This is a genomic window from Helicobacter pylori, assembly GCF_001998165.1.
GTDB lineage: Bacteria > Campylobacterota > Campylobacteria > Campylobacterales > Helicobacteraceae > Helicobacter > Helicobacter pylori_DL.
The window spans coordinates 21,450-46,119 of sequence record NZ_MTWR01000036.1; the positions used below are offsets into that span (position 1 = coordinate 21,450).

Sequence of the window (24,670 nt, forward strand, 5' to 3'; positions counted from 1 at the left end):
GGTGGGTATTTGATGCATTTTCATGCTACTTAGCGATCACAACGGGGATACTGGATTGCTCAACAAGGCTATTTTGGTGCGAAATGAACAAACGATACAATAAATTAGACTCGCTCGCCCCGATCAATAACAAATCATAATCCTTAGCCATATCCAAGACCACATCAATCAAATCACCGCTTTTTAAAACGCTCTCGCACTCTATATTTTCTTTTTTGAAAGCGTCTTCAAATTGCTTTAACAAAGCCTTAGCCTTTTCTTCTTCTAAGGCTTCTGTTTGGCCGTAATCCATCATCCCGCTTTCGCTATAAATAAACACTTCCATGCTCACATGCAATAGAGTGAAACGAACCTCTTTAAGCGAATGGGCTAATTTGACAGCGAATTTAATAGCGTTATAACATTCTTGCGTGTCGCTAATCCCAAATAAAATATTCATAAGAACCAACCTTAAATGAAGTTTTGATATTATACCAAATAAACCCTAATGACCCGCTGAAGGCTCAAAGATAAAGCGCTACAATCTCGCTTAAAGAAAAGGACACGATAATGCTATTGAATTACGATTTTTTAGAATTGGTTGATGAACCACAAAGAAACACTTCTTTATCTTTGACAGCAGCTATTGATAAAGCGTTAGCGGACAAGAAATTAGCTAGACAAAATAAACCTAGCGTTAGGGTGCTTGGTAAGGCGATGCCCTTAAGCAAGTTTTTAGATGCTGTTGGCGATGAAATCTCACGACTTAAATATGATATGAGCCACAAAACGATTAAAGGTTCTACAATTGAAAGCGCTAATCTTATCAGCATTTATAAAAAGATTGCGAGCGGGCTACCTTTTGGGACTATCTCTGCGTTTAGACCTTTTAAAGACGCTTTTTATAAAGACTTTACTGAAAAAGAACAAAACGCTCTAATCTATGCTTATAAGAGCGGAGCAGACCCTAAAAATGCGGACATAGTAGCCAAATATTGGTTAAGTCAATCGGTGGATTTAGACCCATACGACCCTATTAAAGTTGTAGATTTCTTTCACCCACAACCTGAAAATGGTAAAGAGACTACAAAATTTAAAAATTACAAAGATATGATTGAGAACATTTATGCGACACTCTATAACAAATTAGGCAATTTTTATGCAGACAAATTCTTTAAGAAAAACGCCACAATGAGAGACCTTATGTCTAGTGATAAATTTGTTGAGAGGTATCGCTACACTAGAAAAGAAAATATGGCAAGGACACAACAGCTAAAAGACATATTGAATATTGATAGAGACTTCATTGGTTACATTGAAGTGTTAGGATATTGGAAAGACAACCCTAAAGACAATATTTTACCAGACAAAGAAGTTAGCTTTTTCGTATTCCAAAACGAACCTAGTAGCACATTTGATTTGAAAAACCACTTATTGATATGGGGAAAACAATTTAGACAAGCAGCGATTTGCTATGGCGGACAATTGATGGCTAATAAGAATAAGACTTATAGGATAGATTTGATAAGCTCTAGCCCTAATAGTTTTGGTAAGGTATGGGCTAAATTCACAGGGATTAAATTTTCAGTTCCTAGCGACTTACCACAAGCTCTCACACGCATAAATGACAGCGTTTATACTTTTCTCTCTAGGTATAAAGAGGGTATCGGTCTTAATAAACTCGCTCTCAATAAAATCGTTAAGACAGAATTAAAAGCGACTTGTATGCCTTTTGATTACTCTAAATTGGGTATAGGGACTATTGGCGAGGACATTAGAAGCAATATTAAAGCATTACAGAAAATCACTCGTGGGTATGGACACCCTAAAGAGTTCTTTTTGGACGCAATGATAGAAAGACAAGAACAAGCGATTAAACGCATAGAAGCACGAAAATGTGCGGTAAGCGATGACTTCAAACAAGGGATGAGACGAAACATTCAAGTCAATAACCTTGTTAAAGCTATGCGACAAGGCAAAAAAGTGAGTAGGACACTAATAGCTAAAGTGCTTGCTAACACCATAGACACCGATGCGGGCTATTGCTTTATTTCGCCGACAGATTTAGCGACACAGCTTGGTAACATCAGCCCTAGACTATCTAAAAGCATCGTTACCGCCATAGAGCAAGCAGAGGGAATTAGACTAACTTATGCGTTAATTGATAAAATCACCTACAACTCACTCCACAATATCTTAAGTTTCATTTTTGATATTGATAACCCTTTAAGCGACCAAGCATTTGAGCGATTAGTCATTGAAGTCCCAAGAGAAGCATTAAAAAATGTGAAGTTACCACAAATCAAAAATGTATTGACTTCTCAAATCTTTGATGGGGCTTATCAGTTTAGAGGTAATGACTATCAATTTAAAGGTTAGACCATGCTTTTTATCAGCGCGACTAACACCAATGCCGGAAAAACCACATGCGCTAGGCTATTAGCAAAATATTGCAACGCTTGTGGCGTTAGAACGATTTTATTAAAGCCCATTGAAACGGGCGTTAATGACGCCATTAACCACTCTAGCGATGCGCATTTGTTCTTGCAAGATAACCGCCTTTTGGATCGCTCTTTAACCTTAAAAGACGTTTCATTCTATCGTTATCATAAAGCTTCAGCCCCCCTCATCGCCCAACAAGAAGAAGATCCAAACGCCCCCATTGACACCAATCATTTAACCCAACGCCTCCACAATTTCACCGAAACTTACGATTTAGTCATCGTTGAAGGGGCTGGGGGGTTATGCGTGCCTATCACTTTAGGAGAAAACATGTTGGATTTTGCCCTAAAATTAAAAGCCAAAATGCTTTTGATTAGCCATGATAATTTGGGCTTAATCAATGATTGTTTGTTGAATGACTTTTTATTGAAATCCCACCAACTAGATTATAAAATCGCTATCAATTTGAGAGGAAACAACACCGCTTTTCACAGCGTGAGCTTGCCCTATATTGAGCTTTTTAATAAACGCTCCAATAACCCCATTGTGATTTTCCAACAAAGCCTAAAAGAATTAATGAGCTTTGCCCTTAAATAAAGCACAAACAGAACGCACGCTGATAAAAAAGCCCACTAGTAGCAAGGCGTATAAAATCCAGCTAAAAACGGGTTTTGACATCTCAGCACTCTCTTTTAAGGGCTTTAAAAAAATCACATTAGGGAACATGTTAAACAAATTGATCCGCCAGCCATAGTATTGCACTTCCACTTGCTGATTGACTAAACTTTGAGCGAGAGCTGAAATATCAGCCGAATTAAACTTAAAATAAAAAGGGAAGCTAAAGCGCGTGTCTTCATTGCGATAAACGGTCACGCTTTTTTGATCCTTAGGGTCGTAAGTTTGCACAAAATAGACATCTCTAGCAAGGGTTTTTACTTCCTTATTATTGGGCGTGTTTTCATTTTCATTCATTCTTTTGACCTCCACCCCGCTAATGACAGCCACGCTATAATGGGGCATGCAATAACTCACTAAAAGCATGAGCGCTAAAAAGATCGCCGTTAGAATGAATAAAACCACATTACGCACAAATTTTATCAACTTTATTCCTTAATGATAGTATTAGCCTATAATCGCATCAAACACCAGAGCTTAAAAAACGCTCTTTCACATGTTTTCAATCATCACGCTAGCGAATTCAGAGCATTTCACTTCTTTAGCCCCATCCATTAAACGAGCGAAATCATAAGTGACTTTCTTGCTCTTAATCGCTTTTTCCATAGCAGAAACGATCAAATCAGCCGCTTCCACCCAGCCCATATGCCTTAACATCATTTCCGCACTCAAAATAATAGACCCCGGATTGACTTTATCCAGCCCAGCGTATTTAGGAGCGGTGCCATGGGTGGCTTCAAACATGCCCACCGTGTCATTGAGATTAGCCCCAGGAGCGATACCAATACCCCCCACCATCGCCGCTAACGCATCAGAGATATAATCCCCGTTCAAATTCATGGTCGCAATGACGCTGTATTCGCTAGGGCGCAAGAGAATTTGTTGCAAGAACGCGTCAGCAATCATGTCTTTAATGATGATTTCTTTACCGGTTTTAGGGTTTTTCAAAGAACACCATGGGCCTTTATCAATGACTTGAGCGTTAAATTCTTTTTGAGCGAGCGCATAGCCCCATTTCATGAACGCCCCTTCGGTGTATTTCATGATGTTACCTTTATGCACAAAAGTTACGCTTGGCTTGTCGTTATCAATCGCGTATTCAATCGCTTTTCTCACTAATCTCTCTGTGCCTTCCTTACTAATGGGTTTTATCCCTACGCCGCTGCTTTCAGGGAAGCGGATTTTTTTAACCTTTAGTTCATTTTGTAAAAAATGGATGAGTTTTTTCGCTTCCGCACTGCCTTCTTGCCATTCAATACCCGCATAAATGTCTTCAGAATTTTCTCTAAAAATCACCATATCCACTTTTTGTGGTTCTTTCACCGGGCTAGGACTCCCATACCACCTTACCGGTCTCAAGCACACATACAAATCCATTTTTTGGCGTAACGCCACATTCAAAGATCTAAACCCCTCACCAATAGGCGTGGTCAAAGGCCCTTTAATAGAGACTTTATAGTGGTTGATCGCTTCAATAGTGTCCGGTAAGAGCCATTGCTCTTCAGGGCTTAACTCTTTATGGTCTTTGAATTTTTGATAGCATTTTTCGCCCACAAACACTTCATACCATGCGATTTTTTTCTCGCCCTTATACGCTTTTTGAACCGCACTATCCACGACTTTTATCATCGCTGGGGTAATATCTGATCCAATGCCATCGCCCTCAATGAAAGGGATAATGGGGTAATTTGGCACATGCAATTTGTTGTCTTTAATCGTAATCTCTTCGCCCTCTTTAGGCTTTTGTAAGATTTTAGGGTTGTAAGCCATCTCTCATCCTTTTTATAAAATTGAAGTAACTATACTAGCGCAAAAATACTATATAACCCCTAAAAATCTTTTTTGAATGCGTGTTTAAAAGTAGCGGTTGGAAATAACTTGAAAAAACGAAATGTTTTTAAAAGAAATCATTTAATTTTTTGGCTTATAATTAGGAGTTGAATACTATCAAAACTTAAGGAAATTGAATGTCTGTTACTTTAATCAATAATGAAAATAATGAACGCTATGAATTTGAGATGATTGAATGCACTCGTGGGCCTAAAGCGGTGGATTTTTCCAAGCTTTTTGAAACGACCGGGTTTTTTTCTTACGATCCAGGGTATTCTTCCACCGCTGGGTGCCAATCTAAAATCAGCTATATCAACGGCAAAAAAGGCGAATTGTATTACAGAGGGCATAGAATAGAAGATTTAGTCGCCAAATACAAATATGTGGACGTGTGCAGGCTATTACTCACAGGGGAATTGCCCAAAAATCAAGAAGAAAGCTTGGAATTTGAACTGGAATTGCGCCACAGGAGTTTTGTGCATGAGAGCTTGTTGAACATGTTTTCAGCTTTCCCTAGTAACGCCCACCCTATGGCGAAACTCTCTAGCGGTGTGTCTATTTTATCCACCCTTTATTCCACGCACCAAAACATGCGCACTGAAGAAGATTACCAGACTATGGCCAGAAGGATTGTCGCTAAAATCCCCACGCTTGCGGCTATTTGCTATCGTAATGAAGTGGGAGCGCCCATTATTTATCCGGATATCGCGCGCTCTTATGTGGAAAATATCCTTTTCATGTTAAGAGGGTATCCTTACAGCCGGTTGAAACACACCACTCAAGGCGAAGTGGAAATCACGCCCCTAGAAGTGGAAGCCTTTGATAAAATCCTAACCTTACACGCTGATCACAGCCAAAACGCCTCTTCTACCACGGTAAGGAATGTCGCTAGCACCGGCGTGCATCCTTATGCCGCCATTAGCGCGGGCATTAGCGCTTTATGGGGGCATTTGCATGGCGGAGCGAATGAAAAAGTGCTTTTGCAATTAGAAGAAATCGGCGATGTGAAAAATGTGGATAAATATATTGCACGCGTGAAAGACAAAAACGACAATTTCAAACTCATGGGCTTTGGGCATAGGGTGTATAAAAGCTACGATCCGCGCGCAAAAATCTTAAAAGGCCTGAAAGACGAACTGCACCAAAAAGGCGTTAAAATGGACGAACGCTTGAGCGAAATCGCTGCGAAAGTGGAAGAAATCGCGCTAAAAGACGAGTATTTCATTGAAAGGAATCTCTACCCTAATGTGGATTTCTACTCCGGCACGATTTTAAGGGCTTTAAAAATCCCGGTGCGTTTTTTCACGCCGGTGTTTGTCATTGGCCGAACCGTAGGCTGGTGCGCTCAGCTTTTAGAGCATGTCAAAAGCCCGCAAGCTAGGATCACGCGCCCAAGACAAGTCTATGTAGGGGATTAAGGCTTTGCCCTATAAAGTATTGAATAGAGCGTGATTAGAGCGTTGGTTAAGCTTTAAGAAACGCTTCAAAGCTTGTTTAAAAGAGCAAAGCGTCTCGCCAAGCGAGCGATAATTTAACCGCATGCAACCAAAACTCAAGGATAACCCCGCTTTTACAAGCAAACCCTTAGAGTTTTTGGAAAAAATGGTTGCCAAACATCTCTCTTAAGAAAATTTAAGAAACCATTCTTACAATTTAAGAAATCATTTTACAACAAACCCAAAACCATCAAAGTTAAAAAACCCTTTTTTGTAACTACCCCCATTTAAACAATCTCATTTCTTTTAAAATGACCTTTATTGGTTTAATATTTGTTTAGAAATGCTACAAAACCTTTTTTTTTTTTTTTTGAAAGGGCAAAAACGCCTAATTAATATCAAAATCGCATTAATTTATACTATACTAACGAAAGCTTGCGATATGGTATTACTTAAATACATACTTCCGCAAGATTTACTGACAAAATCAATCTTATTTCAAGAAGTAAAGGAGAAAACATGAAGAAAAAATTTCTGTCATTAACCTTAGGTTCGCTTTTAGTTTCCACTTTAAGCGCTGAAGACAACGGCTTTTTTGTGAGTGCGGGCTATCAAATCGGTGAATCCTCTCAAATGGTGAAAAACACTAAAGGCATTCAAGATCTCTCAGACAGCTATGAAAGATTGAACCATCTTTTAACGAATTACAGCGCCCTAAACACTCTCATCAGGCAGTCCACCGACTCCAACGCTATCAATAACGCAAGGGCTAATTTGAATGCGAGCGCGAAGAATTTAATCAATGATAAAGCCAACTCCCCGGCGTATCAAGCGGTGCTTTTAGCGCTCAATGCGGCAGCGGGGTTGTGGCAAGTCATGAGCTATGCGATCAGCCCTTGTGGCCCTGGCAAAGACACTAGCAAAAATGGGGGCGTTCAAACCTTTGAAAACACACCAACAAATCAATGGGGAGGGACTACCATTACTTGTGACACTACTCAATATGAACCAGGACCATATAGCATTATATCCACTGAAAATTACGCGAAAATCAATAAAGCCTATCAAATCATCCAAAAGGCTTTTGGAGCAAGTGGGAAGGATATTCCTGCCTTAAGCGATACCAACACCGAACTTAAATTTACAATCAACGGAGGTGTGAGCAACAATAACAACAATAACAATAAAGAAGAAATTGTTACAAAAAATAACGCTCAAGTTCTTTTAGAACAGGCTAGCACCATTATAACTACCCTTAATAGCGCATGCCCATGGATCAATAATGGTGGTAAAGGTGGTGCGAGTAGTGGTAGTTTATGGGAAGGAATACATTTGAAAGGCGATGGGAGCGCGTGCGGGATTTTTAAAAATGAAATCAGCGCGATTCAAGACATGATCAAAAACGCTGCAATAGCCGTAGAGCAGTCCAAGATCGTTGCCGCCAACGCGCAAAACCAGCACAACCTAGACACAGGGAAGACATTCAACCCCTATAAAGACGCCAACTTCGCCCAAAGCATGTTCGCTAACGCCAAAGCGCAAGCGGAGATTTTAAACCGCGCTCAAGCAGTGGTGAAGGACTTTGAAAGAATCCCTGCAGCGTTCGTAAAAGACTCTTTAGGGGTGTGCCATGAAAAGGGTAGCGATGGCAATCTCCGTGGCACGCCATCTGGCACGGTTACTTCTAACACTTGGGGGGCAGGCTGCGCGTATGTGGGAGAAACCGTAACGAATCTAAAAAACAGCATCGCTCATTTTGGCGACCAAGCCGAGCAAATCCATAACGCGCACAACCTCGCCTACACTTTAGCGAATTTCAGCGGCCAGTATAAAAAGCTAGGCGAACACTATGACAGCATCACAGCGGCGCTCTCTAGCTTGCCTGACGCTCAGTCTTTACAAAATGTGGTGAGCAAAAAGACTAACCCTAATAGCCCGCAAGGCATACAGGATAACTACTACATTGACTCCAACATCCATTCTCAAGTGCAATCCAGGAGCCAAGAACTCGGCAGTAACCCTTTTAGGCGCGCCGGTTTGATCGCCGCTTCTACCACCAATAACGGCGCGATGAATGGGATTGGCTTTCAAGTGGGCTATAAGCAATTCTTTGGGAAAAGCAAACGATGGGGCGCAAGATACTACGGCTTTGTGGATTACAACCACACCTATAACAAATCCCAATTTTTCAACTCCGATTCTGATGTTTGGACTTATGGCGTGGGGAGCGATTTGTTAGTGAATTTCATCAACGATAAAGCCACTAAACACAATAAGATTTCTTTTGGCGCGTTTGGCGGTATCCAACTAGCAGGGACTTCATGGCTTAATTCTCAGTATGTGAATTTAGCGAATGTGAACAATTACTACAAAGCTAAAATCAACACCTCCAACTTCCAATTCTTATTCAATCTAGGCTTAAGAACTAATCTCGCCAGGAATAAGAGAAGAGGCGCTGATCATAGCGCGCAACATGGCATGGAATTAGGCGTGAAGATCCCCACGATCAACACGAATTACTATTCTTTGCTAGGCACTACCTTGCAATACAGAAGGCTTTATAGCGTGTATCTCAACTATGTGTTCGCTTACTAAAAACTTAAAACTCCCTTTTTAAGGGATTTCTTTTTTGAACCCTCTCTTTTTTGGGGGGTTTAATCTTTTTTCGCTGACTTCTCACTCGCTTTTTAATCTTTCCATAAATTAGCGTTCCCTCAAAAACACTACCTTAAACCAAGAAAAAGAAATTTCAAGGCATAATCGTTTAAAAAAGCGTTTGCTATTTTTACGCTTCCCACTTTTAGCTTTATGGCATGCCCCTTATTTGCCCCATATCCTAACTATGGGGCGTGATGAAATCCTACAACAAACGCGCTTTAAAGCTCTTAAACGCAACCACCCTAAAAGCACTTTCCACCCTTAAAATAAACCATAAAATCCCCATACCTATGATATAATCATAAGATTGATTGATTTTAAGGGGCGTGTTTGACATCATTATTCCATCTGAAGTTTTTAAAGCCCCTAAGTTGTCTGCAGGCCGGTTTGCTCTATAGCCTTATTTTTGGCGTTTTATACCATTTCCCCTTATTCGCTTACGTTTACAAAGAAAGCAACCAGGTTAGTTTTATAGCCATGATTATTATCGTGCTTTTTTGCGTTAATGGCGCTTTCTTTTTGGCGTTAGGCTTGATCTCTGCTTCTTTGATGCGCTTAAGCGCGATGGTTTTTAGTTGGCTCAATTCTGTCGCTTTCTATTTCATTAGCGCTTATAAGGTGTTTTTAAATAAGAGCATGATGGGTAATGTCTTAAACACCAACACGCATGAAGTTTTAGGCTTTTTGAGCGTTAAATTATTCGTTTTTATCGTTGTTTTTGGGGTGTTACCTGGCTATATCATCTATAAAATCCCCATCAAAAATTCTTCTAAAAAAGCGCCCTTTTTAGCGATCTTGGCGTTAGTGTTTATTTTTATCGCTAGCGCTTTAGCTAACGCTAAAAATTGGCTGTGGTTTGACAAGCATGCGAAATTCATAGGGGGCTTAATTTTGCCCTTCGCTTATAGCGTGAACGCCTTTAGAGTGAGCGCTCTTAAATTTTTCGCCCCCACTATCAAGCCGCTCCCTCTTTTTTCGCCCAATCATTCTCATTCGTTTGTAGTGCTAGTCATTGGCGAAAGCGCTAGGAAGCATAATTACGCCCTTTATGGCTATGAAAAACCCACCACCCCAAGATTAAGCAAACGCTTAGAAAATCACGAACTCACCCTTTTTAACGCCACTTCTTGTGCCACTTACACGACAGCGAGTTTGGAATGCATTTTAGATTCTTCTTTTAAAAACAACGCTTATGAAAATTTACCAACTTACTTGACTAAAGCCGGTATCAAAGTCTTTTGGTATAGCGCGAATGACGGCGAAAAGAATGTTAAGGTTACAAGCTATCTTAAAAACTATGAATTGATTCAAAAATGCCCCAATTGCGAAGCGATCGCTCCTTATGATGAATCCTTACTCTATAATTTGCCTGATCTTTTAAAAGAACACTCTAATGAAAATGTCTTGCTCATCTTACACCTTGCCGGCTCGCATGGCCCCAACTATGACAACAAAGTGCCTTTAAATTTTAGGGTGTTTAAGCCCTATTGCTCAAGCGCTGATCTGTCTTCTTGCTCCAAAGAAAGCTTGATTAACGCCTATGACAACACCATTTTTTACAACGACTATCTGTTAGACAAAATCATTAGCATGCTTGAAAAAGCCAAACAGCCCGCTTTAATGATTTATTTAAGCGATCATGGCGAAAGTTTGGGCGAAGAAGCGTTCTATTTGCATGGCATTCCTAAAAGCATCGCCCCTAAAGAGCAATACGAGATCCCCTTTATCGTTTATGCCAATGATCTTTTTAAAGAGGAGCATTCCATCATTCAAACCCAAACCCCCATTAATCAAAATGTGATTTTCCATAGCATTTTAGGGGTGTTTTTGGATTTTAAAAACCCTAGCGTTGTTTATCGCCCTTCTTTAGACCTGCTCAAACACAAAAAAGAGTGAAATAACACTCATGAAAAAATTCTTATTTAAACAAAAATTTTGTGAAAGCCTGCCTAAAAGTTTTTCTAAAACTTTGTTAGCGCTCAGTTTGGGTTTGATTTTATTAGGCATTTTTGCACCTTTCCCTAAAGTCCCTAAACACCAAAGCGTGCCTTTAATGTTTCATTTCACCGAGCATTATGCGCGCTTTATCCCTACGATTTTATCTGTGGCGATTCCTTTAATTCAAAGAGATGCGATAGGGCTTTTTCAAGTCGCTAACGCTTCTATCGCCACAACTTTTCTCACGCATGCCACCAAAAGAGCCTTAAACCATGTAACAATCAACGATCAGCGTTTGGGCGAGCGCCCTTATGGGGGTAATTTCAACATGCCAAGCGGGCATTCGTCTATGGTGGGTTTGGCGGTGGCGTTTTTAATGCGCCGTTATTCTTTTAAAAAATACTTGTGGCTCTTGCCTTTAATCCCTTTAACCATGCTCGCTCGCATTTATTTAGACATGCACACCATCGGTGCGGTGTTGGCTGGGCTTGGTGTTGGAATGTTGTGCGTGGGTCTTTTTACAAGCCCCAAAAAGCTTTAATCAAAAACCTTAGTTTCTGTTTTTATAATCTTCATAAGAAAAGTTTTTAAGGATTTTAAACCCTTGTTGATCCAGTTTAGCCAAGCTTGGGAGCGGCACGCCATTAAACGAATTGTTTTTGACAATCGTATAATGGAGCATGTCTTGAAACACGATTTTATCGCCCCTTTTTAAAGGCGTTTCAAAGCTAAAACTCCCCATAAAATCCCCCGCTAAACAAGTAGGGCCGCCTAAAAAATAAGAAAACGCCCCTTGATTTTCGCCCTTTTCAACTTCAATAATTTCTTCGTCATTTTCTACAGAAACCTTAAGAATACTAGGGCGATAAGGCATTTCTAAGCAATCGGGCATGTGAGCGCTAAAAGAAGCGTCTAAGATCGCAATTTCTTGATCGTTTTGAACGATGTCTATCACGCTTGCGATTAAAAACCCGCATTGCCACCCTATGGCTTCCCCAGGCTCTAAAACCACTTCTATATTATGATAGCGTTCTTTAAAATCCTTAATCGTTTGGATGAGTAAATTCACATCATAATCGCTCTTAGTGATATGATGCCCCCCACCAAAATTCACCCACGCCATGTTTTCTAAATAAGGCTTGAAATGCCTTTCTACATGCTCTAAAGTCCGGCACAAAGCGTCAGCGTTTTGCTCGCAATGCGTGTGGAAATGCAACCCGCTCACCCCCTCTAAGCCATGCTCTTTCACCCCTTTTTCAAATCCGCTAGGCGTAATCCCTAACCGGCTCATTTTAGAGCATGGGTTATAGATCGCTGGGGTTACTTCGCTGTAGAGAGGGTTGATCCTCAAACCCATTTTAATGGGGCTTAAGCCCAAGTTTTCTAATTGCTTGTTTTTGTCTAAAATCCTGTCTTTATAGGTGGCGTATTGGTAAAAAGAGTTGAAAATGATGCTTGTCGCTAGGGGTAAAATCGCGCTCATTTCAGCCTCTTTAAAAGCCGGGCTGTAAACGCAAATTTCTTTGTGGCTCTCTCGCCCCCCAAATTCTTCAAAAGCGAGCTTAGCCTCATAAAGACCGCTCGCGCAACACCCGTTCAATTTTTGCCTCAAAATCCCAAACTCACGCCAAAATGCATACCCTTTTAAAGCGAGCAAAACCTTTGCCCCGCTTTGTTGGCGCACGATTTCTAAAATCTTGGCGTTTTTTTCTAAGCGTTCGCTCTCTAACACATAGCAAGGGGTGGGGATAGCGCTGTATTTTTTCATGCTAATTCCAAAAATTGCTTAACCACTCGCTGTATATCTTTGGGGTTAGACTTGGAGATGAAATCATTGGCCTTTAAACTCCTGGCCATGTCTTCATTAGAACTGCCGCTCATAGAAGAATTGACCACGATAGGGATTTTTGAAGTCAAAGGATTGTTTTTAACCTGTTTGATCACTTCAAAACCGCTCGCTTCTGGCATTTCTAAATCGGTAATGATAAGGCCAATGCTGCTCACATCGGTTGTGGGGTTGAATAAATGCTCTAATAAGGTTTTACCATTGATAAAATCAATGTGCTTGACGCCCAGCTTGTCTAAAATCATTTGCATGGTTTTTAAAACGCTTGGGGAGTCATCAGCGAGCAAAACGCACTGGTTAGAATGGATTTTAGAAAGCGTTTCTAAATCGTTGTGTTTTTCATCTTCAATCCAAGGGAACACGTCTATAAGCATTTTTTCAATATCCACCACTTGCACCAAGCGTCCGTCAAAATAGCGTGTGCGGCTCACGAGTTTGTTATTGCCTGCAGATCCCCCTAGCCCAGCGCTTTGCTCCATTTCAGTCCATTTCTTGCTCAAAATCCTATCCGCTTCATAGATCCTAACCCCTATGGTCCAACGAGAAAACTCACAAATCATGACAATATCGTCTTCGCCTTTTTCTTTTTCTATCCTGTAAGGGCGTAAATCCTTGTTTTTGTTCTGGCTGTCATAATAAAACCATTTTTTCATGTCAATCAAAGGAATGGTGAGCTCTCTTATAATGATCAAGCCCTCAACGAGCGAATTGTTTTCGTGGCTGATGATAGTGAGATTGCCATGGTATTTCACCACTTCACGGATCTTAAAGACATTGACCGCATACAAATCCTTGTTTTTACCCAGCCTGAAACACAACAATTGCAACTCGTTATTTTTATGCAAACTCGTAACTTGATCAATGCCCGCTAAACTATCAGCCATGACTTCCCCTTAATTTAGGTTTTCGTATCGTTTTATAATTATATCGTGTTTGTGTTTAATGCCAACGACACTTAAAAACTAAAAATTTCTTTGGGGGGGTTTTGGAATCATTTTAAATGACTCAAAACAAACCCGTTTTTAAAGCTGCGCACGTATAAAATATTATGGCGGTTAGAGCAAAAGACTTGTGGGGCTGTTACAAACCCTGAAAGCAATTCCCTAGCGTCAATGATTTTAGGGCTTTCAAGCGATCTTTTACAAGGCTTTAATGAAAACGAAAAAGCGTCAATGGAATCGGCTCGAACTTCATAACTTTCAAAAGCTTTGTTTTTGATGCGCATGAGGTAGATTTTATGGGCAAAAATGCTCGTGTTTCTGGTGTCTGCAAAGGTGCTAACACCTGAATACAACGAAGTTACTAACCCGCCAACAAACCCCAAATAATAGTTCGCCACCGCTTGCATGCCCACTTTAAAAGTGGCCGATAAAATAGCCCTAGTGATAATGTAGGGCAATTGCTTCCTGAATTCGCTAGCGACCACCGCATCTATTGAGGCTAAAGTGTCAAAGGGCGTTACTTTTTCTCCGTCTTTGAGGGTGAAATTTTGATAAAACGCTTCCCCTTTTTCTAGCTTGGGCAAGGCCACGCTCACGTTATAAACCGAATCAATCATAAAAATAGGCACATCAATTTTAAATTCGCTTTTTTGCGGCTCTTTACCATCTTCAATGATGATCCAAGTGAAATGGCTCCTGTTAGGGTTTTTGAAAAAAACCAAGTCTTGAGCTACGAAAGGGCTTTGACTGATCCCATAGGCTTCATTAAGATAGCCTAATCCCTTATTCTTATCCCCATTTAAAGCGTAAAACAACCCTGAAAGATACGAAACCGCTGGGTTAAGCAAGCCTTGATAAGCTTCGTATTTGTCTAAATTAGAATAGGTGTTGTTTAAAATCTCGCTCACTTCTGCCCTAGAGCGTTCCATATTAATATTGTGCTTTTTGCTAGAATCGATTTCTTTAATGGCTTTTTGCACTTCCTCATAATAAAATTCTTTAGCCCTGCGTTGGCGTTCGTTCGCGCGGTTGAATTGCACCCTAGCTTTTGCGCTATCGTTCAAAAGCATGTAGTCTATCGCTTTGTAATAATTGATTAAAACGCCCTCATAAATATTCCCCCCATAAGCGCGCACGTTATCATTAATCATGGTAGCGCCCACATAACTAGCCCCTCTTGTGAAAGCGCTTTGGGTTTTATCAAAGCGTTGCTCGGCTTGATCCAATACCCCTAAAGAAGTCTGGTAATCTCTGGCGTATAAAGCGCTCAAGCCGTTTTGCAAGTCCCATAAAAGAGCGTTCTTTTTTTTCTTAGTGAATTGTTTGGAATATTCATAAGCCTGTTTAGGGCTTTCTTCATAATAGAGCGTGTTAAAATGTTCTAAGTCCATACGATAGCCTATGCAACCTGTTAATGATATTCCTAAAATTGCCGACATCAACAGAACGAATATTTTCAATCTAACCCTTTTAATTGACATTTTTTTGCTTGACTATTTGAGCGTATCATAACATTTTTAATGAAAACATAAGCTTTTTATGGCTAAAATGATCCCTAAGCTCTTATTTAGACCTATGCAATAGGATTTTAGGGTAACGCTTCAGGGTAGGAATACAGCAGAGTCCCCTAATTTCTTGTGTGCCTTAGCCATCTGAATAGGAGTGTTTCAAAATGATATTGACTTTTTTAAACTAGCTCTTCAAAAGTTTCTCTCGCCACTCTGTAGGGTAGTCTTTTTGTAACGCTTTCACTTTATTCACATGACTGGAATCTGAATTAAAGATTTTCAAATAACGCCCCAAACCCTCCAAACTCACATCAATCATGTTAGAATTCCCGTTACCCAGATTTTTGACTAAAACCTGCCTGGCATACAAAGGGGTGTTTTCTAAAAAAGAAATTTCAGTCTCGCTCAAAGGCACATTGAAGTTGTGTTTCAACTCCCTAGCGTTTTTTTGCGGATACAAAATAAGAGTCCCCATGTTGCTTAAAAAACTATGGGCGTTTTTAACCCCGCTTAACTGGTAAATATCTTGCAAAGCCAACACCACCACGCCATTAGCTTTTCTGGCTTGCGTGATTAAAGCGTTAATTTTAGCGTTCAGCAAATCGTTTTCCACATAGGATTTAAACTCGTCTAAAAAAACCAAAAAACCGCTGTCGTTTTTCCTGGATTCTTCTAAGATTTTATAAAACAAGTAATAGGCTAAAAGCCCTAAGTCTTTAGGGTTTTGGGTAATGGTGTCCAGGTTTATCACATTTAAAAAAGCGTTGGAATTGAACGCGTCATTCAAAGCGTTAAAAAGGGGGTTATTCAAATACGGCTCCAAGCTCAAGCTTAGTTGGTTAGATGAGGTTCTTTTAAGCGTTTCTTTAAAGTCTAGCAAACTAAAGGCTTTAGGGTATAAAGTCTCATAAAGGCTCTTAATCGCGCTAAAAACCGCATTCATGTCTTCTAAGGCTTCTTTATCCCTTGAAGGGGCAAGATCGAACATGCTCAAAAAGAAGGATTGCAAAAATTCTAAATTCTGCAAATTAGGCTCTAAACAAAAGGGGTTAATGCTAAAAGATTGGCCGTCATGGTAATGCCCTTTAAAAAATTCGGTAAAAGAATACAGCCCTTGCATCCTATCAAAAGCTAAAAGGCGCATGTTTTGGTATTTCAAAGCGCTCATCATTAAAAAGCTAATCAGCGTGCTTTTACCGCTCCCAGTAGCCCCTATGATTAGAGTATGCCCGTTCACTCTGGCGATTTCTTTAGCGTTGTTGTGGCTCACTTCTTGGTTGTGGAAATTGAATAAAAAAGGGGAATAATCCAAATTTTTAAACACGCTCAAAGGGCTATTCCCCCATGAATTAGCCTTAAAACCTAAATTTTGCCTTTCAAACACCATTAAACACGCTAGGGCTTTAGAGGTTAAAAAGCGCAAGCGGTGGTTCAAATGAATGCGTTCAGGGAAAAAGGAAAAATACCCCCCTTTCAAGCCAAAAGTTTCTATAACGCCCACTAAGTTTTCTTTAAATAAAAGCCCTAAAACTAAGCTGGTTTGAGCGTCTAAATCCTCTAAACTGGGGGCTTTGATAAGAATGTTTAGGGCGAATTTTTGCATGGATAGGCGTTTGGTTTTGACCAGTTCTTGGTATTCTAGCAGCTCGTTTTTAACGAGATTGGACATGCTAAACTTGGCCCTCTCTTTTAAAAAACTCAGCGTTTTATTGACGCTCATAGGCTCTATAGAAAAGACAATGTCTAGTGGCGTCTCTTGGTATAAAAGCGCTCCCACCGCTATAGAAGTGATCCTTTCGCTCTCATAAGCTTTAATGCCAATCAAGCGGTTATAGGTTTTTTGATTAAAGCTTTCTTGAATGAAATAATCTTTTTCAAAAGTGATAGAACTAGCGATATAGCTGTCGCTCAAATACCCCCCTACTAGGGGCTTTAAAGGGAGATCAAACCCGTTAATGTATTCTGCGTAAAAATTCAAAACCTCTTTGGAGCTTAAGAGTTTGGGGGCATAGTTTTTGAGCTGGATTTCTAAGCTTTTTAAAGTTTCTTGCAAAAAATGCGCTTTATAAGAGAGGATGTCCTTAAAATTTTCCCTATTAGCGTGCATGAGAGATTTTTTCTTATGCTCCAAAACGCCTTGTAAGGAGTGTGTGCTTTCTAAAACTAAAAAATACTGATTCTCATACACTTCTTTGTTTTCAAATTGATTCAAAATCGCTTGCAAGTATTGAGAGTCAGTTTGAATGTTTTGCTGGTGATCAATTTTACGCCTTTTAACCACAAGGCGCGCCACGACTTTTTCTAAAGAATCCAACGCCATTTGGCGCTCGGTGAAAAGATCTTGCAATTGTTCTGTGCTTAAATGGGTGTAACTCACCCCCTCTAAACGGAGGATGCCCACTAAGTTTTCGTTTTTAGTGAGTAAAAAATGCTCATCATACAAGCCTAAAATGTTGTTTTCTTCACTCATTGAATAGCTTTTAGGCAAAGCCCCTAAAAAATAATTTGAAACTTTTTGTTTGATAGTGCTTAAAAGCTTTTCTAACATCCTACGCTCTATAGCTTTTGGTTTTGGTCTTTATTTTGCTTTTAGCCACGATAATATCTGCAATATCTTCATCAAAAAATTCCAGCACGCTAAAGAGCGCTAAAAACCCTAAATACAATAAAAAAGCGCTCAATAAATCAATCCAAGGGAGCAAAATAAAAGGTGCAAAAACAGAAATCAAATAAGACTTAGCGTTCAGCCATAAAAATTTTTCTTTAACCGAAATTTCACGCAAATTCTTCACGCTCGCTGAGAGGATAATCATTAAAAAATTCCCATAAACCAATTCGCTAAACTCGGGGCCTTAAAGAATAAAAAAATCCCAAACACCACGCCAAGGATCGTGAATAAAATCTCTTTCCACCGGTCTAAATTCCTCCACACATAAATGGCGATCCCTATGAAAATCACCATTAAAATCCCCTTAGCGATGGGGCTCTTGAGCTGGGCTTCTAGGGCGTTAAAAAACCCCTCTAAACCTTCAGCGAACAAACTTGAAACGCACATGCCTACCAAAAAAACGATTTTTAAAAAATGAGCGGACATAAAAACCCTTTTGTTTAATTTTAATTAACTTTATAACGCTTTATTATCTCAAAAAAACCATAAAAATCCTCTAAAAGGGGGTCAAAAGGGGTGCATTTAATCTTTAAAAGGGTAAAAAAGCAAAGCCAAAGAGGTAAAAGCCTTACTATTCTACGATTTGATAGACATAAGAAAGATTAGCGTGTTCTTTGGTTTGTAGGGTGTCCTCTTCTAAGAGATTTTGAATCTTTTCAAAACTATATTGCAAATGGTTGTAAGCGATAATCACCACCTCATCGCCTTTTTGTAAAAAATGCTCTTGCGCAAAAGGCATATAAGGGGTAGCCCCAATCGCAAAAATCATTTTAGTAGGGAAATTATGGCGCTCTAAAAAAGGCCTTAAAGCCTCTAAAGAATCGCCATCTTGTTGGTGGTTCAATCTGTCTTTGATCCAATCTAAAAGCTTTTGATAAAAAAATTCGTATTTGAGCAATTTGCTGTTTTCCCCATAGATGTGCCAAACATTACCGTATTTCAAAAAAGACGCGATAGAGAAATTGTTGCACACCCCCCCATAAACAAACCTATCAATAGGCAATTTCTGCCCTATACCTTTAGAAGCTGGTGAAAAATTCTTTTTTTGAGAGAGCTTTGCGGCGTCTAGATTGCGCACAGAAGCGTCGTTAAACGCCATGAAAAAATTAGGCACAAGCTTGGTTACCAAATGTTTTTCATCATACTTAACATCGCATTCTAAAGCGATTTCTGGCTCTGCTTGCACCTTTAAATTCAAATCATTAGGCAAAATAATCTTATGGTTATCAATGCAACAACGCCCCAAATAGCAATTCTCATAGGGGATATAAAAAGGGAATAACCCCTTAGGAGCGTCCTTTTCTTCGCTTTTCATGTTAATAAAACTATGACTCTCTCCTGCTTGCTCCAAATGCCCTGCAAAATTCCCCACCACACCAAAACCTAAAAACTCTTGCATACAAACCTCCTAGCAAATCGCTTAACGCTGATCAGAACTTTTTCCATTATAGCATAAAAAGAAAACCCCTAAAAACTCTCAAAAACCCCCTTTCAAGCGAACAAATATTCCCTAGCGCTCTCTTTATCCAAAGGGTAAAGTTCGTGCTTTTCGTTCCCTATTTGAATGAGATAAGCTTGATTTTTTAAAGTCTTAGCATAGCCTAAAGCGATACGACCGGCTAATTCTTTATCTTCTTTGCTGGCGTTTTTATCCACTAAACTCAAAGGGCCTTTACAGCTTAATAATTCAATCTTATCCATTAAGGGGTGCTCAATGTCTAGCTTATGGTTTTCTTCTTCATTCCTTGCCACCACCAAACGAGCGTTATGGGGTAAGATAAAATAACGCCCGTTTTTGACAATCACGCCATCTTCAAACACCATTTCTCTGTATTCTTTCAAATTCTTAATCTTATTACTCACTTGAATATCCGTAAGCAAGCACCCCCCACCTGGCTTTTCATAATATTTCAAGCCGTAATCTTTGATCATTTGCAATTGCCTAGTGCGCCCCCTACCACTCACATCTAAAAGCTTTTCTCTATCAACAAAACCCTTTTTTTCCATAAAAGTAGGCTCTAAGAGTTTAGCGCTCATGGGCCTTAAGAGCAATTCATCTAAAAATTGCGGTTTTTCACCGCCTGCTTGCGTTCGATCTAAAATAAGATCAAAACGCGCCTCTTCGCCCACCTCTCTGACTAATTTCCTCACCTGATTGAGCGCTTCTTTCCTTTGGGATTTAGGGCGTTGCCCTAGCACCTCCCCGCTCAAAACAAAATCCGCATCCAATTCAAGCATTTTATAAAAAGCGTTCCTAAACATGTTGGCATGGCAATCAATGCAAGGGTTGAAATATTTCCCATAGCCGTATTTGGGCTTGAACAACACATCGTTAAAAAACTGCTCTCTAATATCGCACACTAGGAGCTTAGCCCCGATTTGCGCAGTGGCGTTTTCAAAATACTCTCTTTTATCTTTATTCCCCCCAAACCCTATATTGAAGTGCAAAGCGGTTACTTCAATGCCTTGATCGATGAGCAATTTCATGGACAACAAACTATCCAACCCCCCACTAAATAGGGCTAAAGCTTTTATTTGTTTCATATGGCGACTAATTCTCCTTGTTTTAATTTCATAATGGCCTGGCGAGCCTTTTTTAAACAGATCATTTTTTCGCTAAAAGGGAGCGAACTTTTAGGGATTTCTTTGAGTTGCCGCTCAAAATAGCGCAAAATCAACAAACGCAATTCCTTTTCAAAACCCCCTTTTTTTAGGGGTAAATTCGCATCTAATAATAACGCAACTAATTTAGGGTCGTCCAATTTTTCTTGACACAAAGCGTCAAATTCTTGTTTTTTATGCAAGAATACCCCACTATGGATATAACCCACCGCCAAATCCAACAAGCTTCTGTCTTCTAAAAGATAGCGGATCACTAATTTTTCTAAAAATTCCAAACTGAGCGTGTTAGAAACATGAGCGAACTTTTGAGGGCGATTGGGTTTTTCTGTTTTGGGGTAAAAAGGCTGAAAAGAGGCTCGCTCTCTAATCCCTAAAACATGCAAAGGCGCTTGCAAAAGCGTGGCGATTAAGGGCTTGTATTCGCTTTGTAAAAGCAAGGAAAAGTTTTTTAAAAACCCTAACATTTCTTTAAGAGCCTTATCTTTTTCTAAAGGATCGTCTAAAACATAAGAACCCGCCATGCGCCTTAAAACAAATTCAATAAAAGCCATGGGGCGCGATAACAAGTCTTTTAAGGTTTCAATCTGGCCATTAGCGATCATATCCGCTGGGTCTAGGTTGTTTTCAAACAAAATCACACCCCCCCTCCTTTGCTCTTTAGCCAACATCAAACTCGCTTTATAAGCCGCATTCCGCCCTGCCTTATCCCCATCATAGCTTAAGAGAATTTCTGGATCGCCTTTTTTAAGCAAGGGCAAATGCGATGGCGTTAAAGCTGTCCCAAGCGTGGCTATGGCGTTTTTAAAACCCGCTTGGTGCAATAAAATCACATCCAAATACCCCTCTGTTACAATGACTTGCTTTTGTTTATAGATGTGTTCTTTAGCCAAATGATAGCCATAGAGCAAACTGGATTTATCAAAAAGCTTATTTTGGGGCGAATTGATATACTTAGCCGCTTTTTCTTTTAAGGTGCGCCCTCCAAAACCCACCACTTGAGCGCTAGGGCTATAAATAGGGAACATGATGCGATCCAAGAAGCGCAAATAGGTTTTATCCTCTTTATCGCTCTTGCCTAGCACGCCTAATTCAATGAGCTTGTCCTTATTCAAGCCTTTATTTTCAATGCCGTAATCAATTCTATTCGTGCATAAGCCTAATTTAAACGCTTTGATGCTCTCTAGGCTAAGCCCTCTTTTTTGCAAATAATTCAAAAAAAACGGGGCGTTAAAAAGCTCTTCTTGATACAACGAACTCACCATTTCTAAAAGGTGGTAGTCTTCTTTATGATCGTAATAAACGCCTTTGTCATACTCTAAAGCTACATTGAATCGGTGGGCTAATTTCTCAAGCGCTTCCACAAACGAAAGCTTTTCAAACTCCATCACAAATTTAATGCTATCCCCGCTCGCCCCACACCCAAAGCAATGGTAAAACCCTTTAATTTGATTGACGCTAAAACTCGCGCTCCTTTCTTCATGAAACGGGCAACAAGCCATGTAATTCGAACCTGATTTCCTCAAATCCACATAAGAGCTAATGACTTCTACAATATCTATCGTTTGTAAAAGGCGATCAATGGAACTTTTAAGAATCATTTTTCATGCTTTCTCCAACGGGCTTTTTTGGTTTGACTTTCTCAAAAGGGATTATACTCAATAAATAAAATCTTCAAAAAGGTTTGTTAATAACGCCCCTTTTTCTAATCCTTATATTTTTAAACTAATGAAACTTGATATAAATAGACTTAATAATCCTTATAATTACAATCTTAGCTTTGGTTTTATGGCTTGACTTATCCCTAAAAATGCGCTATAGTTGTGTCGCTTAATAACAATAAGCGCTAAATTTCTATTTTATTTATCAAAACTTAGGAGAACTGAAATGAAGTTTCAACCATTAGGAGAAAGGGTCTTAGTAGAAAGACTTGAAGAAGAGAACAAAACCAGTTCAGGCATCATCATCCCTGATAACGCTAAAGAAAAGCCTTTAATGGGCGTAGTCAAAGCTGTTAGCCATAAAATCAGCGAGGGTTGCAAATGCGTTAAAGAAGGCGATGTGATCGCTTTTGGCAAATACAAAGGCGCAGAAATCGTTTTAGACGGCACTGAATACATGGTGCTAGAATTAGAAGACATTCTAGGCATTGTGGGCTCAGGCTCTTGCTGTCATACAGACAATCATGACCATAAACATGCTAAAGAGCATGAAGCTTGCTGTCATGATCACAAAAAACACTAACAAACATTATTATTAAGGATACACAATGGCAAAAGAAATTAAATTTTCAGATAGCGCGAGAAACCTTCTATTTGAAGGCGTGAGACAACTCCATGACGCTGTTAAAGTTACCATGGGGCCAAGAGGCAGGAACGTGTTGATTCAAAAAAGCTATGGTGCTCCAAGCATCACTAAAGATGGCGTGAGCGTGGCTAAAGAGATTGAATTAAGTTGCCCGGTGGCTAACATGGGCGCTCAACTCGTTAAAGAAGTAGCGAGCAAAACCGCTGATGCTGCCGGCGATGGCACAACCACAGCGACCGTGCTGGCTTATAGCATTTTTAAAGAAGGTTTGAGGAATATCACGGCTGGGGCTAACCCTATTGAAGTGAAACGAGGCATGGACAAAGCCGCTGAAGCGATCATTAATGAGCTTAAAAAAGCCAGCAAAAAAGTGGGCGGTAAAGAAGAAATCACCCAAGTAGCGACCATTTCTGCCAACTCGGATCACAATATCGGGAAACTCATCGCTGACGCTATGGAAAAAGTGGGTAAAGACGGCGTGATCACCGTTGAAGAAGCTAAGGGCATTGAAGACGAATTGGATGTTGTAGAAGGCATGCAATTTGATAGAGGCTATCTCTCCCCTTATTTTGTAACGAACACTGAGAAAATGACCGCTCAATTGGATAACGCTTACATCCTTTTAACGGATAAAAAAATCTCTAGCATGAAAGACATTCTCCCGCTACTAGAAAAAACCATGAAAGAGGGCAAACCGCTTTTAATCATCGCTGAAGACATTGAGGGCGAAGCTTTAACGACTCTAGTGGTGAATAAATTAAGAGGCGTGTTGAATATCGCAGCGGTCAAAGCTCCAGGCTTTGGGGACAGAAGAAAAGAAATGCTCAAAGACATCGCTATTTTAACCGGCGGTCAAGTCATCAGCGAAGAATTAGGCTTGAGTTTAGAAAACGCTGAAGTGGAGTTTTTAGGCAAAGCCGGAAGGATTGTGATTGACAAAGACAACACCACGATCGTAGATGGCAAAGGCCATAGCGATGACGTTAAAGACAGAGTCGCGCAAATCAAAACCCAAATCGCAAGCACGACAAGCGATTATGACAAAGAAAAATTGCAAGAAAGGTTGGCTAAACTCTCTGGCGGTGTGGCTGTGATTAAAGTGGGCGCTGCGAGTGAAGTGGAAATGAAAGAGAAAAAAGACCGGGTGGATGACGCGTTGAGCGCGACTAAAGCGGCGGTTGAAGAAGGCATTGTGATTGGCGGCGGTGCGGCTCTCATTCGCGCGGCTCAAAAAGTGCATTTGAATTTACACGATGATGAAAAAGTGGGCTATGAAATCATCATGCGCGCCATTAAAGCCCCATTAGCTCAAATCGCTATCAATGCCGGTTATGATGGCGGTGTGGTCGTGAATGAAGTAGAAAAACACGAAGGGCATTTTGGTTTTAACGCTAGCAATGGCAAGTATGTGGATATGTTTAAAGAAGGCATTATTGACCCCTTAAAAGTAGAAAGGATCGCTTTACAAAATGCGGTTTCGGTTTCAAGCCTGCTTTTAACCACAGAAGCCACCGTGCATGAAATCAAAGAAGAAAAAGCGGCCCCAGCAATGCCTGATATGGGCGGCATGGGCGGAATGGGAGGCATGGGCGGCATGATGTAAGCCCCCTTGCTTTTCTTCTTCTCTTGATATAAAAGCTCTCTTTTTGGGGGCTTTTATTTGACAGAACCGCTCGCTTTTAAAAACGCACAACAAAAAATCTCTGTTAAGCTTTTATCATTAGCACTCCATTAAAACAAAACCTAAAAACCCTTTCCAATACCACCCAAACAAACGTGCAAAAATGCAAAATTCTAAAATTTTCTCCAAATGACAAAAAAAA

21 protein-coding genes and 1 other RNA gene are annotated in these 24,670 nt (G+C 40.1%); 10 read left to right on the forward strand and 12 right to left on the reverse strand.

The window, feature by feature from the left end; translation table 11 throughout:
- Positions 1 to 25: 25 nt before the first annotated feature.
- Positions 26 to 439 (reverse strand): universal stress protein, encoded by a 414-nt coding sequence (locus tag BZK24_RS04920; protein WP_001023005.1) that lies wholly within the window; start codon positions 437 to 439, stop codon positions 26 to 28.
- A gap of 110 nt (positions 440 to 549) precedes the next feature.
- On the opposite strand from BZK24_RS04920, the gene BZK24_RS04925 reads away from it, so the two are divergent.
- Entirely contained in the window at positions 550 to 2,358 is a 1,809-nt protein-coding gene (locus tag BZK24_RS04925) for a hypothetical protein (RefSeq protein ID WP_077656758.1), read from the forward strand.
- A 3-nt stretch (positions 2,359 to 2,361) separates the two neighbouring features.
- Positions 2,362 to 3,018 (forward strand): dethiobiotin synthase, encoded by a 657-nt coding sequence (gene bioD, locus BZK24_RS04930; protein ID WP_077656759.1) that lies wholly within the window; start codon positions 2,362 to 2,364, stop codon positions 3,016 to 3,018.
- Here the strand turns inward: bioD and BZK24_RS04935 are convergent.
- A complete protein-coding gene (locus BZK24_RS04935; RefSeq protein ID WP_424677879.1) occupies positions 2,995 to 3,462 on the reverse strand; it encodes a DUF1523 family protein in 468 nt (155 codons plus the stop codon). The genes bioD and BZK24_RS04935 overlap by 24 nt on opposite strands.
- Before the next feature lie 126 nt (positions 3,463 to 3,588).
- On the reverse strand, positions 3,589 to 4,866 hold the full coding sequence (icd, locus tag BZK24_RS04940; protein ID WP_000323998.1) for an isocitrate dehydrogenase (NADP(+)): 1,278 nt from the start codon (positions 4,864 to 4,866) through the stop codon (positions 3,589 to 3,591).
- Positions 4,867 to 5,063: 197 nt separating this feature from the next.
- On the opposite strand from icd, the gene BZK24_RS04945 reads away from it, so the two are divergent.
- From BZK24_RS04945 to lpxE, 5 genes are all read left to right on the forward strand, one after another.
- Positions 5,064 to 6,344, forward strand: coding sequence for a citrate synthase (locus BZK24_RS04945; RefSeq protein ID WP_077656760.1), 1,281 nt, complete (start codon positions 5,064 to 5,066; stop codon positions 6,342 to 6,344).
- A gap of 537 nt (positions 6,345 to 6,881) precedes the next feature.
- Complete coding sequence (gene sabA / locus BZK24_RS04960; RefSeq protein ID WP_077656761.1) at positions 6,882 to 8,957, forward strand: Hop family adhesin SabA/HopD; 2,076 nt, start codon at positions 6,882 to 6,884, stop codon at positions 8,955 to 8,957.
- 181 nt (positions 8,958 to 9,138) lie between these two features.
- Entirely contained in the window at positions 9,139 to 9,285 is a 147-nt protein-coding gene (locus BZK24_RS09390) for a hypothetical protein (RefSeq protein ID WP_171972404.1), read from the forward strand.
- 65 nt (positions 9,286 to 9,350) lie between these two features.
- Positions 9,351 to 10,916 (forward strand): phosphoethanolamine--lipid A transferase EptA, encoded by a 1,566-nt coding sequence (gene eptA / locus BZK24_RS04965; protein ID WP_077656762.1) that lies wholly within the window; start codon positions 9,351 to 9,353, stop codon positions 10,914 to 10,916.
- A gap of 49 nt (positions 10,917 to 10,965) precedes the next feature.
- Positions 10,966 to 11,499 carry a lipid A 1-phosphatase LpxE gene (gene lpxE / locus BZK24_RS04970; RefSeq protein ID WP_241208252.1) on the forward strand — a complete coding sequence of 178 codons (534 nt, stop codon included), beginning with the start codon at positions 10,966 to 10,968 and terminating at the stop codon, positions 11,497 to 11,499.
- A 9-nt stretch (positions 11,500 to 11,508) separates the two neighbouring features.
- On the opposite strand, the gene nspC is transcribed toward lpxE, so the two are convergent.
- The 3 genes from nspC to BZK24_RS04985 all read right to left on the reverse strand — a co-directional run bounded on the left by nspC (position 11,509) and on the right by BZK24_RS04985 (position 15,226).
- On the reverse strand, positions 11,509 to 12,726 hold the full coding sequence (nspC, locus tag BZK24_RS04975) for a carboxynorspermidine decarboxylase (protein ID WP_077656763.1): 1,218 nt from the start codon (positions 12,724 to 12,726) through the stop codon (positions 11,509 to 11,511).
- The gene (gene cheV1, locus BZK24_RS04980; RefSeq protein ID WP_077656764.1) at positions 12,723 to 13,688 is read right to left on the reverse strand and encodes a chemotaxis protein CheV1; all 966 of its coding nucleotides are present in this window, start codon (positions 13,686 to 13,688) and stop codon (positions 12,723 to 12,725) included. Before cheV1 ends, nspC begins: the two co-directional genes overlap by 4 nt.
- A 107-nt stretch (positions 13,689 to 13,795) precedes the next feature.
- On the reverse strand, positions 13,796 to 15,226 hold the full coding sequence (locus tag BZK24_RS04985) for a COG3014 family protein (RefSeq protein ID WP_171972405.1): 1,431 nt from the start codon (positions 15,224 to 15,226) through the stop codon (positions 13,796 to 13,798).
- An 83-nt stretch (positions 15,227 to 15,309) separates the two neighbouring features.
- Between BZK24_RS04985 and ffs the strand changes: the two genes are divergently transcribed.
- An RNA gene (gene ffs, locus BZK24_RS04990) (signal recognition particle sRNA small type) lies at positions 15,310 to 15,407 on the forward strand.
- 30 nt (positions 15,408 to 15,437) lie between these two features.
- Here the strand turns inward: ffs and BZK24_RS04995 are convergent.
- The 6 genes from BZK24_RS04995 to dnaG form a co-directional block, all read right to left on the reverse strand.
- A complete protein-coding gene (locus BZK24_RS04995; protein WP_077656766.1) occupies positions 15,438 to 17,801 on the reverse strand; it encodes a VirB4 family type IV secretion/conjugal transfer ATPase in 2,364 nt (787 codons plus the stop codon).
- A 1-nt stretch (position 17,802) separates the two neighbouring features.
- On the reverse strand, positions 17,803 to 18,066 hold the full coding sequence (locus tag BZK24_RS05000) for a hypothetical protein (protein WP_000584957.1): 264 nt from the start codon (positions 18,064 to 18,066) through the stop codon (positions 17,803 to 17,805).
- Positions 18,066 to 18,347: a TrbC/VirB2 family protein gene (locus BZK24_RS05005; RefSeq protein ID WP_001272690.1), complete on the reverse strand. Its 282-nt coding sequence runs from the start codon at positions 18,345 to 18,347 to the stop codon at positions 18,066 to 18,068. The genes BZK24_RS05000 and BZK24_RS05005 overlap by 1 nt, the downstream gene beginning before the upstream one ends.
- Before the next feature lie 145 nt (positions 18,348 to 18,492).
- Positions 18,493 to 19,320 (reverse strand): DUF5718 family protein, encoded by an 828-nt coding sequence (locus BZK24_RS05010; RefSeq protein ID WP_077656767.1) that lies wholly within the window; start codon positions 19,318 to 19,320, stop codon positions 18,493 to 18,495.
- Positions 19,321 to 19,412: 92 nt separating this feature from the next.
- Positions 19,413 to 20,465: an MnmA/TRMU family protein gene (locus BZK24_RS05015; RefSeq protein WP_000809432.1), complete on the reverse strand. Its 1,053-nt coding sequence runs from the start codon at positions 20,463 to 20,465 to the stop codon at positions 19,413 to 19,415.
- The gene (gene dnaG / locus BZK24_RS05020) at positions 20,462 to 22,141 is read right to left on the reverse strand and encodes a DNA primase (protein ID WP_077656768.1); all 1,680 of its coding nucleotides are present in this window, start codon (positions 22,139 to 22,141) and stop codon (positions 20,462 to 20,464) included. The genes BZK24_RS05015 and dnaG overlap by 4 nt, the downstream gene beginning before the upstream one ends.
- A 286-nt stretch (positions 22,142 to 22,427) precedes the next feature.
- On the opposite strand from dnaG, the gene groES reads away from it, so the two are divergent.
- Complete coding sequence (gene groES / locus BZK24_RS05030; RefSeq protein ID WP_000671931.1) at positions 22,428 to 22,784, forward strand: co-chaperone GroES; 357 nt, start codon at positions 22,428 to 22,430, stop codon at positions 22,782 to 22,784.
- Positions 22,785 to 22,809: 25 nt separating this feature from the next.
- Positions 22,810 to 24,450, forward strand: a complete 1,641-nt coding sequence (gene groL / locus BZK24_RS05035; RefSeq protein WP_077656769.1) for a chaperonin GroEL — start codon at positions 22,810 to 22,812, stop codon at positions 24,448 to 24,450.
- Positions 24,451 to 24,670: the final 220 nt, after the last annotated feature.